Genomic DNA, 14,665 nt, shown 5'->3' with positions numbered 1-14,665 from the left:
GCCGCAACCGATGGCGATAGTCCGCTTCCACAACAGAAGGCAGTTGCTTGCGCTGGCGGCCATAGCCCTGCTGCCGCCGATCGCCGCCTCAGCAGCGCCGCTGCGCGTCGCGGCGATCGACTGGGGCATGCTGGAAACCTTGCTGGCGCTCGGCATCGAGCCGGTCGCGGCGACCGAACTCATCCAGTTCCGCAAGATCGCGGTAGAGCCGACCGTCCCTCAATCGGTGACCGATCTCGGCCTGCGCGGCACGCCCAGTTACGAGCTGCTGCGCATCGTCGCGCCCGATCTCATCGTCATCTCCAACTTCTACGAGTACCAGCGTCCCATGCTCGAGCGCATCGCGCCGGTGCTTGCACAAACGGTCTATGCGCCCAGCGAGCCGCCCTATCCGCTCGCAGAGGCAACGGCGCTGATGCTCGGCGAAAGGCTCGGGCGACAGGCCGAGGCGAAACGCTGTGTCGAGGAGACATCGGTCGAGATCACCCGATTGCGCGCCGCGCTGCCAGCCGCCGGGCGGCCTGTCTTCGTCATCAGCCTTGGCGATTCACGCCATTTCCGCGCCTTCGGCCGGGATTCGATGTTTGGCGACGTGCTCCAGCGTCTCGGCATGAAGAACGCCTGGACCGACGAGACAAACTACAGCGCCGCCGCTCCGGTCGGACTGGAAGCGCTGGCCCGCGTTCCCGAGGCATCGATCCTCGTCGTCTCGCCACTGCCGGCTGATGTCGGCCGCTCGCTTCCAGAAAATGCCTTGTGGAACGCATTGCCGGCTGTCCAAGAAGGGCGTGTCGCGGTGCTGGAGCCGATCAATCATTTTGGCGGCCTGCCCTCGGCGCGCCGCTTCGCACGCCTGGCCACGGCGGCACTTGCCGGGCAGAGCCATGGCTGACCGTGCCATGACCGAGCGCGCCACGACGGGCCACGCGCTACCGCCGACCGCGCTCTGGAGCCTCCTCGCGCTGGTGGCGGCGATGCTGTTCGCATGGCGCGTCGGCATGCAGTGGCCGACCGCGCTGCCGGGCGACGGTGTCGATCTCGACCGCGTCATCCTTTTTTACAGCATCCTACCGCGCGCGGCGGTGGCGATGCTGGCCGGCGCCGTCCTCGGCTTGTCCGGCCTATTGCTGCAGCGCGTGCTGCGCAACCCGCTGGCCGAACCGTCGACGCTCGGCATTTCGGCGGGCGCGCAGCTCGCCATGACGGCCGCCTCCATCTACGCGCCGTTTCTGATGGAGCGGTCGCAAGGGCCGGTCGCCTTTGCCGGCGGCATTGCCGCGGTATTGCTGGTTCTGTTGCTGACCTGGCGGCGCGGGCTGGAACCCGTCTCCGTCGTGCTTGCCGGCATGATGGTGGCGCTGACCGCCAGCTCCATCAGCGCCGCCCTGATCCTCGCCAATGGCGATTATCTGTTCTCGCTGTTCATCTGGGGCGGCGGATCGCTGGTCCAGCAGGACTGGGGGCCGGCCATTGCATTGTCGGTCAGGCTTGCGGTCGGCGCCGTCGCCGCCCTGCTGCTGCTCAGGCCCCTGACGATCCTTGGCCTTGACGACGCCTCGGCGCGCAGTCTCGGCATCGCGCGTCACAGCAGCCGCTTTCTCGTCATAGCGATTGCCGTATGGATGGCGACCACCGTGACCGCCGAAGTCGGCGTCATCGGCTTCGTCGGCCTTGCGGCGCCCGCGCTGGCCACGCTTTCGGGCGCGCGAACGCTGCGGCAAAAGCTGCTGGCCGCGCCGCTGATCGGCGCCATCCTGCTGTGGCTGACGGATGGGCTGGTGCAACTGGCGGCCGGCACCGGTGGCGAGCGCATCCCGACTGGCGCCGGCACCGCTCTTCTGGGCGGCCCGGCCCTGCTCTGGCTGCTGCCAAGGCTGCGCATGCTCGAATGGCCGAACCTCGGCGCGCATGGCGCTTCTCCGCGCAAGGCCGGCCGTCCGTGGCTGATCATCCTGCTGTTGTTGCTGGTTATGCTTCTCGCGGCAGGAATAGTACTCGTTCTCGGACGCGGTCCGGCGGGCTGGTCGGTCGCCGGCGGCGACATGCTTTTTGATCTCGCCGCCTGGCGCGCGCCGCGGATTGGCGTGGCGGCGGCCGCCGGCGCCATGCTTGCGGCGGCGGGCGTCGTCATTCAGCGCATCACCGGCAATCCATTGGCAAGCCCCGAAGTGCTGGGTGTCGGCACCGGCGCCGGGGCCGGCCTGACCGCGGTGCTGGCGCTCAGCGCGGCGGCCGTGCCCGGCTGGCAACTCGCCGGCTCCATTCTCGGCGCGCTGGTGGTGCTGATCGCCATGCTGGCAATTGGTGCGCGGGCGAAATTCGGCGCCGAGCGGCTGCTGCTTGCCGGCGTCGCCATGAGTGCGCTGTGCAGCGCAATCATCACCGCAACGATCGCGATGGGAAATGCCCAGTCCTACGTCCTGCTGCGCTGGCTCAGCGGCTCGACCAGCCAGGCGACCAGCGTCGATGCCTGGCTCATGATCGCTTGCCTGGTGCTGCTGATATTGCCGCTGTTTCTCGCCACCCGCTGGCTCGATATCCTGCCGCTCGGCGAAAACACCGCGCGCGGGCTGGGCCTGCCTGTCGCCAACGGCCGGCTGACGCTGATCGTTCTCGCCGCGATCCTGACCGCGCTTGCCGCGATGTTCGTCGGACCGCTGAGCTTCGTTGGCCTCATTGCCCCGCATCTGGCACGGCTGGTCGGCTTTGCCCGCGCCCGCACTCACCTCGCCGGCGCGGTGCTGGTTGGTGCGTTGCTGATGATCGTGTCGGACTGGCTGTCGCGCATCGCGGCCTTTCCATACGAACTGCCCGCCGGCCTGTTCGCCTCGCTGCTCGGCGGACCATACCTCGTCCATCTGCTTGCAAAAGGAGTGCCGCGTCATGGCTGACATGCCGAGAAGCCTCAAGGCTTCCGCCGAGATCGCGCTGTCTTGTCCGCAAGACATCATGCAGCGGCTCTGCGCGCATTTTGCCGACCACGGCGACGTCGCCATTGACGGCGCCTGGGGCCGCATCGACACGGCTTTCGGCTCGGCCAGCATGGAAGCCTGCCAGCGCTGCCTGAGAGTTTTCGCAGAGGGCAATGACGAGACATCCCTGGCCTATGTAAAACTCTCCATCGCCGAGCATCTTTTCCATTTCGCAGCGGCGGAGAACCCCACCATCGTGTGGCGGGGCGATGGTGCGGCCGGCCAGCCCCTGCCCTATTTCCGTGAGATGCGTGTGGTGCGGACCGCCAGCGTGACGCCGCATATGCGGCGGCTGACCCTGGCCGGAAACGACCTTGGGCGCTTCGCGACCGGCGGGCTTCATGTGCGTCTGCTGCTGCCAAGGGATGGCGTCGTACCGGCCTGGCCCGTCACTGGCGAGGATGGCCGCCCGGCATGGCCCGAAGTGGAACGACGGCCGGACGTGCGCATCTATACGATCCGCCGCATCGACGTCGACAAGGGAGAGGTCGATATCGACTTCGTCCTGCACGACGGCGACGGCATGCCCGGCGCACGCTTCGCGGCCAATGCGCGGATCGGCGACATCGTCGGCATGACCGGGCCGGGTGGCGGCGACGTCGCCGTGGCGGACTGGTGCCTGCTTGCCGGCGACGAGACCGCCCTGCCCGCGATCGGCCGCATCGTGGAGGCGCTGCCGGCAGGCGTGCACGCTGTCGTGCGCATCGAAGTCGCCGATGGCGGCGAGGAACAGAAGCTGGTTTCGCGGGCGACGCTGGACGTGAAATGGCTGCACAGGAACGGCGTGGCCCCAGGCAAATCGACCTTGCTTCAGGATGCGGTCCGCAAGGTCAATTGGCCCGAAGACGGGCGCAGCGTGTTCGCCTGGGCCGGCTGCGAGCACAAGAGCTTCCGCGCCATCCGCTCCTACCTCAGGCAAGACCGGAAGCTGGCGCGCGACGCGCATCTCGTCGTCGCTTACTGGCGCTGCGGCTTCGAGGGCGACACCGCACGAACAGACTGACCGACCGGTTCGACTGGCTTACCGCAAGCTCGGACTGTTCGCCGACACGGTCAGGTCGAGCGCAACATGGCCCTGCGGCGCGCCGAAGCGAAGGAAAGCTTCCGAGAGCGTCGCGAACACCGGTCCGGCATCGCCCCTCAGCTTGGTGCAGAAATTCTTCGATTTGTCGAAGACGCCGGATGTCTTGAGGAAATCGATGCAGCCATAGATCTCGTCCATGTGGTGGCCTTCGCCGAGCGGATAGAGCGAGAACTGCGCGGCAACCTCTTGCCCAAGCTTTTCCGCAGCGTCGACATGCGCGCGCGCCGCGCCGATGCGCGCCGCCAGCGGCAGCTCGTGGCTGCCGCCGGAAATCGGCGTGCAGATCGGATCGTCGGGCTCGCCTGGACAGCCGCGCGACACCGTTGCCGACAACACGCAATGCACGCCGCTTGCCGCCGCCAATGCGAAGAGATCGCGCATGGCCGGGAAAAGCTGTTCGGGGGGACCGACGATCAGAGTCGAGATATCGTCGGTCTCGATGCGGAAATTCGCCCGGTATGGATCGAACGCCGAAAGCGCCCCGAGGATGACGCCGACGAAATCGTCGCACATCGGATAGAGGGAAATCTGTGCACCTGAAAACATGGTCGCCTCGCTCCGCTGGCATTACCCAGATCAGCTTGAGGGACCGAAGGCTTGGCGCCTTTATCTCAGCCCCGGCAATACGGAGCGCCCCTGTCGATAGGGCAGATCTAACACCGGGGTTCGACATGTGCAAGCAACGGGCACTCGCATGAACGCGCCGCGATGTCGCAGGCGCAGGGATCATTCCGCAGCGACTGGCTCAGCCTTGCGCGACAGCGCCAGATACATCCCGGCCATCATCAGCAGCAGCGCCAGCCAGAACAGCGCGCCCGGCTGCTCGCCGAAGAAAACCAGGCTCCAGAGAATTCCTGCCGCCACCGCCAGATAGTTGAACAGCGAAAAGCGCGCCGGACCAATGCGCGCGACAAGCGTGAAGAACAGCCAGAAGAAGACGGTGTTGATCGCCGCGGCGATGACGAGCGGCAGCAGCCCCGACATAATGCCATCGGATGGCAGCACCGGGCTGCCGAGCACCAGCATCACCACGCCTGCCACGGCCGCCGCACCCAGCAACGTTCCGGCAGCCATGGCGGCTGATGTGGCGTCCGCCGGCCGCAGCCATTTGGCGCAATTGTTGGCGGCGGCAAACATCAGCGGCGCCGAAAGGGCGACCAGGAACCAGAACACGCCGCCGGCGCCGATGACGCCGGCTCCCGGCGCCATGATCACCGCCACGCCGGCTATCCCGAGAAGCATGCCGAGCAAGGTACGCTGGTCGAAACGCTCGAGCCCGGCCAGCACGCCGATGAGCAAAGTGAGAATGGGCGAAAGGCAGAGCACCAGCGTGAGCACCGAGGCATCGAGATGCTCCGCCGCCTTGACCAATATGCCGATCGGCAGGCCGACGACCAAAGCGCCCATGACGACGTAAGCGCGCAGATGCGCTCCCGACAGGGCGAACCGTCCGCCGAGCACCACCAACAGTGCCAGGGCAAGGCCCGCCAGCAGCGATTGCAGAAAGGCAAAGCCCATTGGCGGCCAGAGTGCTTCAGCGGCGAGGCGATTCACCGCAAAGATGCCGCCATAGATCGCGGCGGCAAGCAGCAAGAGCGCGGCATCCGCAAGGCGGAATCGTCGCGAGGACGTTCGATCTTCATGCATGGCCGCATCATGCACCCGGCCTTAGCCAGGCGCCCTCCCTTTCCGGTCTCAGTGCAGAAGGCCGGCATACCTCTCCAGTCAGCGCCGGCTGGCGCGAAGCTCCGCAGTCCGTGCCTCGTCGACCGTCAGCAGGCCGGGCTCGGCCGCATCCTGCAACGCCACGCCGTAGACTTTTTCGGCGTCCTCCCGGCTCAGCCAGCCGCGATTGACGGTTGCCACGACGCGCCTGGGCTCGCGTTTCAGCGGATCGCCATAACCGCCGCCGCCACAAGCGGTGAACTCGATCCTCGCGCCATCCTCGATCGTCTCCTCGCTGAAGGCAGGAAGCACGATCCTGTCGCCGCCGCGGACCTTGATGGACTCGCTCTCCTTGCCATCGCCGCCGCCCAGCACGCCGCGCGGCGGGAAGGACGTGCCGTCGGCGGCGTAGACGATCGTCATATCGTGATCGAGCGGATAGAAGACGCCGCCGGTGGCAGGCGCGCCCTCGAATTCGCCGAAACCTTGCGAGCCGGGCAGCACGCCGCGACGTTCGATGACGATCGGATACATCGATTCATCGACCTCGACCGAGTCGAGCTGGATGAGCCCGGCATTGGCCGGGCCGCAATAGGTCAGCCAGCCATCATAGCCGTGCCGGGCGCCGCCGCCGGCATAGCCGACGAAGACCTGGTTGACATAGGATTTGCCGTTCTTGAACGGGTCCTCGCCGGAGATGACGCCGACGCCGGCCGGAAGATGCGAGCCGCTCTCGGCCTGCCCGTATGGTGCGCCCATGCGCGAGAAGACACAATTGCCGGCGATCATCAGCCGGTCGTTGACATTGGTGGTGGCGACCGAGGTGCCGACCGGATATTTCGGCTTGCCGACGACGCTTCCCTCGCGCAGCAGCACCTTGATCTGCGACTTGGCGCCCTCATTGTGCGGGATGCTTTCATCCAGATTGTTGAAGACGCCGATGCGGCAGGAGCCGGTGGCGGTATTCTCCGAAAGGTTCAGGCCGCCCGGCACATTGTCGATATTGTCGCGCGCATCGACGACGATCTCGCCCTTGACCGGATCAACATGGATGGTGAGCCGCACCGGGATGCCCTCGTCGGCCACGCCAGGCACCGGGTCGTGCCGCGTCTCATAGCTGTAGCTGCCGGCGGGCAATTTGGCGATCGCCGCCTTGGCGCAGCGCGCGCCATAGTCGAACCAGTCCTCGACGAAGCCCATGATCGTGTCGCGGCCGTAGCGCGTGAACAATTCGCCGATGCGGCGCTCGCCGGTGCGGCAGGCGCCGATCTGCGCGCGCACATCGCCCAGCCACATATCAGGCACGCGGTTGCGCATGGTGCCGATGCGCAGGATGTCCTTCTTCTCCTGGTAGTTCTGCGCCACCCGCACGCAGGGAAAATGCATTCCCTCCTCGAAGATGTTCTTGGCGAAAGGCAGATAGGTCGACGGCACCGGCGCGCCGGTATCGGCGTGGTGCGACAGCGCGACAACCCAGAACAGCGGCTCGCCCTCGTAAAACACCGGCATCGTCATGATCAGGTCGGCGTGATGGGTGCCGCCCGTATAGGGGCAGTTGTTGAGGAAGATGTCGCCTTGCGTGATGTCGTCGAAAAGCTCGGTCAGCGGCCGCGTCGCCATGTCCATCGACATGACGTGGATCGGCAATGCATCCTCGACCGAAACCAGTCTGTGGTCGTAGGTCAGGATGGCGCAGGAGAAGTCGCGCGCGTTCTTGATCACCGCCGAGCGGCTTGCCCGCATGACGACCAGCGTCATCTCGCGAACGATCGCCTCGAAGCGGCTCTTCAGCACCGACATCAGGAAGGGATCCACCCGCCGCTCCGCGACATCGAGCTCAGCTTTGTTGATGGCGTCCATAGCGTTACCTCACGCGGTTGCGGGGTTAGATGATGTTGACGACGAGATTGCCATAGCGGTCTATCTCGCCCTGGTGCTGGTTTTTCAGATAGGCGGTGAAAGTCTCGGCCTCGACCAGGCAAGGCCCGGCGAGACGGGCGCCGGCGCCGAGCTCGGCCATTTCGTAGACCGGCACGGTTTCGACGCGTCCGCTTTCCTGCTGGTAGATGCCGCGCCGGGCCTTGGGTTTGATGTCGCCGGATTGGCCCGCAAGCGTGTTCTTCTGCCAGAGATCCTGGCCGGAGCGCTTGCCGATGGCGCGCAGCTTCCATGCCGTGAACTCGACCACATCATTGTCGGCGCGGATCGAATAGATGCGCTCATGCATCTTGTGGAAGGCCTCGACCAGTCCGGGCAGGTCGTCGGCCGACAGCGTGCCGTTCTTGCTTTCGAACGGCACCTCGATCTCGAAGGACTGGTATTCGTAGCGGCCGAGGAAGGAGAATTCGAACTGGCGGTTTTCCGCCGCCACGCCGGCTTCGGCGAGGAAACCGTCTCCGGCCTGCCTTAGCCGCTTCAGCGCCTGGTTGACGCCGTCGACATTGAAATTGGCGTCCGAGGTCAAGAGCACCGCGCTTTCCTCGCTGCGGATATCGCAGATCAGGCCGCCGAAGGCGCTCAAGCCAGCCATGAAGCGCGGAACCATATAGCGCTTGAGGCCGAGGATGTCGGCCATCTCGGCGATGTGGATGGCGGTGGCGCCGCCGCCGCAGACAAAGAAGCTGTCGCGTGGATTGATGCCTTCGCGCACGGTGATTTCCTCGATCGCCGCGACCATGTTGTGGTTGCTGGTCGTGTAGATGGCGTAGGCCGCCTGCTCGCGCGTAACGCCGAGCCGCTCGGCGACCTTGTCGACTGCCGCTTCCGCGAGTTCCCGCTCCAGCTTCATCTTGCCGCCGAGGAAATAGTCCGGGTCGACAATGCCGAGCACGACATTGGCGTCGGTGACGGTCGGCTCGGTGCCACCCTTGCCGTAGCAGGCCGGGCCCGGCCGCGCACCGGCACTGCGCGGGCCGACGCGGAGCAGGCCGCCCTCGTCGACAAAGGCGATCGAGCCGCCACCGGCGCCGACCGAACGCACGTCGACTTTCGGGATGCCGAGCGAGTCATTGTGGATCATGCTGTCGGGCGTGACGATGATCTGGTGATCGCGCAGCGCCGAGACGTCGAAGGTCGTGCCACCCATGTCGCCGACGATGATGTCGGGTTCGTCGGACAGCGCCAGTGCCGCCATCGGCGCCAGCGTCGGTCCCGACATGACGCTGTAGATCGGTTTGCGGATCATGTCGGCGAGCGGCATCATGCCGCCGACGCAATTGGCGAGCAGCAGTTCGCCCTCGAAGTCTTCCTCGTCGAGCGCCGTCTTCAGCTTCTCGATATAGGTGCGCACGATCGGGTTGATCGAAGCATCGATGGCGGCGGCGATGATGCGCTTGTATTCGCGTGGCATCGGGTTGATCTCATGGCTGAGTGTGATCGGAATGCCGGGTAATTCCTGTTCCAGGATGGCGCGCACTGCAAGTTCATGCACAGGATTGACCACCGACCACAGCAGGCCGACCGCGACCGCCTCGACGCCGAGGCCGCGGAACTCGGCCGCCGCCTTGCGGACATCGTCCAGCGACAGCGGCGTGAGCTCGCGGCCACGCGCGTCGATGCGCCCGGCCACCGTCTTGGTCAGGTGGCGCGGCACATAGGGATCGGGATAGTCGAGGCGCCACTGGAAGGCGCCCTTGCGCGGCCCTTCGCGCAGCACGAGGATGTCCTGGTGACCCTCGGTCAGCACCAAGCCGACCTTGACCGTCTTGCGCTCGACCAGCGCATTGGTCGACACCGTCGAGCCATGCACGACGAGCTCTATCTTCTTCATGAAATCAGCGGGCTGCAGACCGTAGCCCTCGGCCGCGACATGCAGGACGTCGATGAAGCCCCTTTCGAATTCGCCGGGCGTGGTCGGCGACTTGAAAATGGCGATCTCACCCTTGCTGTTCGAGACAAGGCAGTCGGTGAAGGTGCCGCCAATGTCGATGCAAACTTGATAGGTCATGCATGTCCTCAATAAGAAGAGTTTTCAGCGCCTGGCGACGTCGCGATTGACGATCAGGCTGACGATGATGATGACGCCGAGGCAGATCTGCTGGAGATAGCCGTCGATCTGGACGAGATTCATGCCGTTGGAGAGCACGGTGATGAACAGCGCGCCGAGCAGGGCCGCGCCGACGCCGCCCTCGCCGCCGGACAGCCGCACCCCGCCGACGACGGCGGCGGCGATCGCTTCCAGTGTAAGATTGCCGCCGAGATTGGGTTCGCCCGAGCCGGTACGGGCGGTGAGCAGCAACGCGCCGAGTGCGGCCAGAACGGCGCACAGCGTATAGGCAAGCACCAGCACCGGCAGCGTGCGGATGCCGGCCGCCACGGCTGCCCGGGGATTGGCGCCGATGATGTAGAGGCTGCGTCCGAATTTTGTTGCCTTGAGCGTCAGGAACAGCAGCGCGTAAACCAGACCGGCGAACCAGATCGGGATCGGTATCGACAGCAGCGAGCCTTGCGCGAACTCCGCCGTCAGGCCACGCGGCAGGCCGGTGACCGGAAAGCCGCCGCTGATGGTCGAGGCAAGAGCCATCACCATGTTGGCCATGCCGAGCGTCGTCACCAGCGGGTTGATGCCGATGCCGGCGATCAGCAGCCCGTTGGCGAGACCGATCACGGCCGCGATCAGGATACCGATGCCGATGCCGTAGAGAATCGATGCGTCGCCGCCGCCCATCGCCACCATAGCCATCGAAGCGGCGACGCTGACCAGCGACACGGTGTAGCCCAGCGACAGGTCGAAGCCGCGCGTCAGGATGACCATGGTCTGCGCCATGGCGAAGATCGCCAAATAGCTCGCCTGGATGGCGATGTTGCGGAAATTGCCCAGCGACAGCACCCGCGGCTCGACCAATCCGAACAGCACCAGCGTGACGACAATGGCGATCGGCAGGCGAGCGGCGAGCAGCATGTCCTTGATGGCGGCGCCGGAGAGCGGGCCGACCGACTGGGCCTTGGTGCCTGAGGGTGTGCTCATGCCTGCCGCTTTCTGAGCAGAAGCCGGTCGATGGCGAGTGCCACGATCAGCACGGCGCCGAGCACAAGCGTCTGATATTTGCTGTCGACCTGGACCAGGTTCATCGCATTGGCGATGACGGCGAGGAAAAGAGCGGCAAGCGCCACATGCTCGGCGCGGCCGACGCCGCCGCGCAGCGACACCCCGCCGATGACGGCGGCGGCGATGGTCTCGAGCGCCAGCGTGCCGCCGATGGTCGACTGGCCGGAACCGAGCCGGGATGTCATCAGGAACCCCGTCAACGCGGCAAGGATGCCGGCAAGCACATAAGCGATCGTGATCGTCCGGCCGGTCGCCACGCCGGAAAGCCGCGCCGAACGCAGATCGCTGCCGACCGCATAGATATGCCGGCCGAGCGCGGTGAAGCGCTGCATGACGATGCAGACGACGAGCACGACGAGCGCGACATGGAGCACGATCGGCAGGCCGAGAAACTGTCCGCGCCCGACGCCGGTGATGAAGGAGTCGGCGACGCCATAGATCGGGATGCCTTGCGTGAAATAGAGGGCGATGCCCATCAGCACCGACATCATGGCGAGCGTCACCATGAAGGGCGACAGCGAAAGGCTCGCCACCAGCCCGGCATTGGTCAACCCGACAAGGACGCCGACACCGATGGCGGCAACCAGCGAAAGCAGGATGATGGCGATCTCCATGCCCGGGAAGTAGCCGCTGCCGACGAGCATCACGGCGGCCGTAACCACGGACGAGATCGCCACTACCGCACCGACCGACAGGTCGAAGCCGCCAGCGGTCATCACCAGCATCTGCGCCAGCGATGGGATGAGCAGGAGCGCGAAATTTCGCATGACGTTGGTGAGATTGAGCCGGTTGAGGAAGCGCGGCTCGACCAGCGCCGTCGCTACCACCGCCACGATGAGAAAGGTGATGACGATGCCGCCCTGCATGAGAAAGCGGTCGAGCAGGCTCGACCGGTGCTCCGTGGGTTTGGCCACGCTCAAAGGGGCCATCGTTGCCTGCTCCGAACTCACGCCCGCCCTCCGAAATAATGGGACAGGATCTGCGCCTCCGTCAGCTCGGCCTGGCCAAGCTCGGCGACGACCTTGCCTTCATGCATGACATAGACACGCGAGGCGAGGTTGATGAGCTCCGGCAATTCGGAGGTCGAGACGACGACCGAGGCGCCGGCTTCCACCAGCGACTTGATGAGATTGTAGACATCGACCTTGGCGCCGACATCGATACCGACCGTCGGTTCGTCGAAGAGATAGACATCGAAGGGCCGCATCAGCCCGCGCGCCAACATCAGCTTCTGCTGGTTGCCGCCGGAAAAGGCCGAGACCTTGCGCTCGGGCGCCATCGGCCGCAGCGCAAGGTCGGCAAGCGGCGCCTTGATCACCTCGCGCTCGCGCCAGAACTTCAGCACCGGCCCGGCCGACAAGGCCGGCAGGTCGAGCGAGCTCATCGTCGCGTTTTCGCGCGCCGACCGGGCCATGGCCAGTCCTTCAGAACCACGGTCGGCCGGGAAATAGCAGACCTTGTTGGCAAGCATGGACGCTGGCGAGGGACGCGCAATGGTCTTGTCACCAACGGTGATCGTTCCCGCCTCGATCGTCTCCAGACCGAAGACGGCGCGGCAAAGCTCGCTGCGCCCGCAGCCGACGAGACCGGCGAGACCGACCACCTCGCCTGCCCGAGCCACGAAAGAGGCGCCGATGACGGAATGGTCCTGCGTGGTGAGGTTCTGCACCTCGAGCCTGGCCGCGCCCGGCCTGTGCTCGATGCTGGGGAAGAGCTGTTCGACCGGGCGGCCGACCATCATCTCGATCAGGCCCTCGTCCGAAATCTCCGATGTCACCACGGTGCCGATCCTCTTGCCGCCGCGCAACACGGTGACGCGGTCGGACAGGTTGCGGATCTCGCTCATTCGGTGCGAGACATAGATGATGCCGACGCCCCTGGCCTTGAGCAGCGCCACCGCATGGAAGAGCTTGTCGGCCTCGCCGTCGGTGAGCGACGCGGTGGGCTCGTCGAGAATGAGCACCTTGGGCCGCATGCGCAGCGCCTTGGCGATCTCCACCATCTGTTTCTGGGCGCGCGACAGGAATGCAACCTTCTCGTCGAGCGGCAAGTGGAAGCCGAGCCCATCGAGCAGTTCGGTGCCCGCCTGGCGCATCTGCCGTCGCTTGAGGAAGAAGCTGCCGGATTGCTCACGGCCGAGGAAGATGTTCTCCAGCACGGTAAGGTCGGGCACCAGGCTGAACTCCTGGAAGACAGCGGCAATGCCGATCTCCTGCGCGACCTGCGGGGTGAGGCTCGTGATCGTGCGGCCATTGATCCGGTAGACGCCTTCGGCCCAGGGGAATGTGCCGGCAATGAGATTGATCAGCGTCGACTTGCCGGCGCCGTTCTCACCAAGCAGCGCGTGGACCTCACCCTCGTTGAGGGAGAAGTCGACATTGTCGAGCGCGGCGATGCCGCGAAATCTCTTGGTGAATCCGGTTACTTCCAGCATCTCGTCATAAGGCCCAGAGCATCTCACCAAAAACTGAGCATCTCGCCCAAAACGGAGCGGCGGTTTGGGCCGATATGCTCAAAAACAAGGACTTAAGCGCATCAGCTGAATCATTTTGGCAGCGATGGCTTCAAGCCGGCGGCGCCTGGCCGCTTCCCAGGGAAGCGGCCAGGCTGGGAGGAAGGCCATCGCGGCCCAGGCCACTACTCGACCGAGAATTCCGGGCGCCAGCCGTCCGGCGCGAAGATCTGGGTCGTATCGATCTTATCGATATTCTCCTTGGTGACGATACCGGGAGCAACCAGAAGCACCTTTTCGTGCTCTTTCTTTTCGAGGGCGCGGACCGCGAGGTCGACGCCGATGCGCCCCATGATGACAGGATACTCGGTGGCAAAGCCGAGCACCGAGCCGTCTTTGACCGCTTTCAGCATCGTCTGGTTCTCATAGGACGACATGATCGTCACATTGCTGAGGCCGGCATCCGCCACCGCGCCGATCGCTGCTTCGGCCGTGGGCGCGCCACCCCAGATGACATTGACGTCCGGATGCGTCTGCAGCGCATCCTCGACCAGCTTGAGCTGTGCCGGGACGCTCGCCTCGCCGAACATCTCGGCCAAGAGCTTGACGTTGCCGGTCTTGGTGCTTTCGCGGAAACCGTCCATGTAGGTTTCGGCCCAGCCGCTGCCCTGCGGCCCGGGGAAGGCCACCGCCGAGCCCTGCTTGTCGCCCAGATACTTCTTCACATATTCGCCGGTCTGGAAGCCTTTCTGGAAGAAGTCGGGTGTGATCCGGGCGGTGATCGGCGTCTCCAGGATCGGGTTGGCGACAGCGATGTTGACGATGCCCTTGCCCATGCCCTCGCCGATCTTCGCGGCAACGCCTGCCTCCGAGATCGCCGAGATCAGGATCGCGTCGGCGCCGGAAGCGACGCAGTCGTCATATTGCGAAATCTGCTTCGGCAGCGCGGTGTAGCCGCCGGCCTGCAGCACCGTCACCTTGACGCCCAGTCGCTTGGCTTCCTCGACGATGCCGTAATCCACCGAGACCCAGTAGCTGTCCTGCAGATGCGGAAAAAGCACGCACAGCTTCCAAGGCTTCTCGGCCTTTTCAAGCGGCTTGTATTCGATTTCCTCGACCTTCTTCAGATCGCCATCCTTGGCCGAGGCGATCTTGAAGGGCCACCAGTCCGCGGCTTGCGCCATTCCGGCCGACAGCACCGTGGCCGACACGGCCAGAGCCAATGTTTTCTTCAGTCCGTTCATCTGAAAATCTCCCATTTGCTTAACCGCCCCTGCGGTCGTTCCTTTGCGTCCGTCGACTGAAGCGTCGCCGGCGCTCACCTGTCTTTTTGTACTCAGTCGCGCCACTTCTTCGTTGGCTTCTCGGGTCTTTCAAACAACTTACATCTTATATCTTATGTGTCAACGCAACGACGAGCCTTGCCGATAGAGGTTGCGGCCCGC

The 14,665-nt window shown here is 65.1% G+C and carries 11 protein-coding genes and 1 riboswitch; of the genes, 3 read left to right on the top strand and 8 right to left on the bottom strand.

What is annotated here, in order from left to right; genetic code table 11:
- Positions 1-10: 10 nt before the first annotated feature.
- The 3 genes from OHD62_RS22290 to OHD62_RS22280 are packed head-to-tail and all read left to right on the top strand — an operon-like array spanning position 11 to position 3,975.
- Positions 11-892, top strand: coding sequence for an iron-siderophore ABC transporter substrate-binding protein (locus tag OHD62_RS22290; RefSeq protein ID WP_263787160.1), 882 nt, complete (start codon positions 11-13; stop codon positions 890-892).
- The gene (gene fhuB, locus OHD62_RS22285) at positions 885-2,891 is read left to right on the top strand and encodes a Fe(3+)-hydroxamate ABC transporter permease FhuB (protein WP_263787158.1); all 2,007 of its coding nucleotides are present in this window, start codon (positions 885-887) and stop codon (positions 2,889-2,891) included. Before OHD62_RS22290 ends, fhuB begins: the two co-directional genes overlap by 8 nt.
- Positions 2,884-3,975 carry a siderophore-interacting protein gene (locus OHD62_RS22280; protein WP_263787155.1) on the top strand — a complete coding sequence of 364 codons (1,092 nt, stop codon included), beginning with the start codon at positions 2,884-2,886 and terminating at the stop codon, positions 3,973-3,975. The genes fhuB and OHD62_RS22280 overlap by 8 nt, the downstream gene beginning before the upstream one ends.
- A gap of 18 nt (positions 3,976-3,993) precedes the next feature.
- Here OHD62_RS22280 and OHD62_RS22275 read toward each other — a convergent pair whose 3' ends face one another.
- From OHD62_RS22275 to torT, 8 genes are all read right to left on the bottom strand, one after another.
- The gene (locus OHD62_RS22275; RefSeq protein ID WP_263787153.1) at positions 3,994-4,602 is read right to left on the bottom strand and encodes a Ykof family thiamine-binding protein; all 609 of its coding nucleotides are present in this window, start codon (positions 4,600-4,602) and stop codon (positions 3,994-3,996) included.
- Positions 4,593-4,704: riboswitch (TPP riboswitch) on the bottom strand. (Overlaps the previous gene by 10 nt.)
- A gap of 78 nt (positions 4,705-4,782) precedes the next feature.
- On the bottom strand, positions 4,783-5,703 hold the full coding sequence (locus OHD62_RS22270) for a DMT family transporter (protein WP_263787151.1): 921 nt from the start codon (positions 5,701-5,703) through the stop codon (positions 4,783-4,785).
- 78 nt (positions 5,704-5,781) lie between these two features.
- Entirely contained in the window at positions 5,782-7,581 is a 1,800-nt protein-coding gene (locus OHD62_RS22265; RefSeq protein ID WP_263787149.1) for a hydantoinase B/oxoprolinase family protein, read from the bottom strand.
- A gap of 25 nt (positions 7,582-7,606) precedes the next feature.
- Positions 7,607-9,667 carry a hydantoinase/oxoprolinase family protein gene (locus OHD62_RS22260; protein WP_263787148.1) on the bottom strand — a complete coding sequence of 687 codons (2,061 nt, stop codon included), beginning with the start codon at positions 9,665-9,667 and terminating at the stop codon, positions 7,607-7,609.
- A gap of 24 nt (positions 9,668-9,691) precedes the next feature.
- Complete coding sequence (locus OHD62_RS22255) at positions 9,692-10,687, bottom strand: ABC transporter permease (RefSeq protein WP_263787145.1); 996 nt, start codon at positions 10,685-10,687, stop codon at positions 9,692-9,694.
- Positions 10,684-11,697 (bottom strand): ABC transporter permease, encoded by a 1,014-nt coding sequence (locus OHD62_RS22250; protein ID WP_263787143.1) that lies wholly within the window; start codon positions 11,695-11,697, stop codon positions 10,684-10,686. Before OHD62_RS22250 ends, OHD62_RS22255 begins: the two co-directional genes overlap by 4 nt.
- Positions 11,698-11,714: 17 nt before the next feature.
- Positions 11,715-13,202, bottom strand: a complete 1,488-nt coding sequence (locus OHD62_RS22245; protein ID WP_263787140.1) for a sugar ABC transporter ATP-binding protein — start codon at positions 13,200-13,202, stop codon at positions 11,715-11,717.
- 203 nt (positions 13,203-13,405) lie between these two features.
- The gene (torT, locus tag OHD62_RS22240; RefSeq protein WP_263787138.1) at positions 13,406-14,464 is read right to left on the bottom strand and encodes a TMAO reductase system periplasmic protein TorT; all 1,059 of its coding nucleotides are present in this window, start codon (positions 14,462-14,464) and stop codon (positions 13,406-13,408) included.
- Between the last annotated feature and the right edge of the window lie 201 nt (positions 14,465-14,665).

The sequence above is a fragment of the Mesorhizobium sp. YC-39 genome, from assembly GCF_025753795.1.
Taxonomy (GTDB): domain Bacteria; phylum Pseudomonadota; class Alphaproteobacteria; order Rhizobiales; family Rhizobiaceae; genus Mesorhizobium.
The sequence above is the reverse complement of the archived record's forward strand: the minus strand, read 5'-3'. Positions and strand labels throughout refer to the sequence as shown.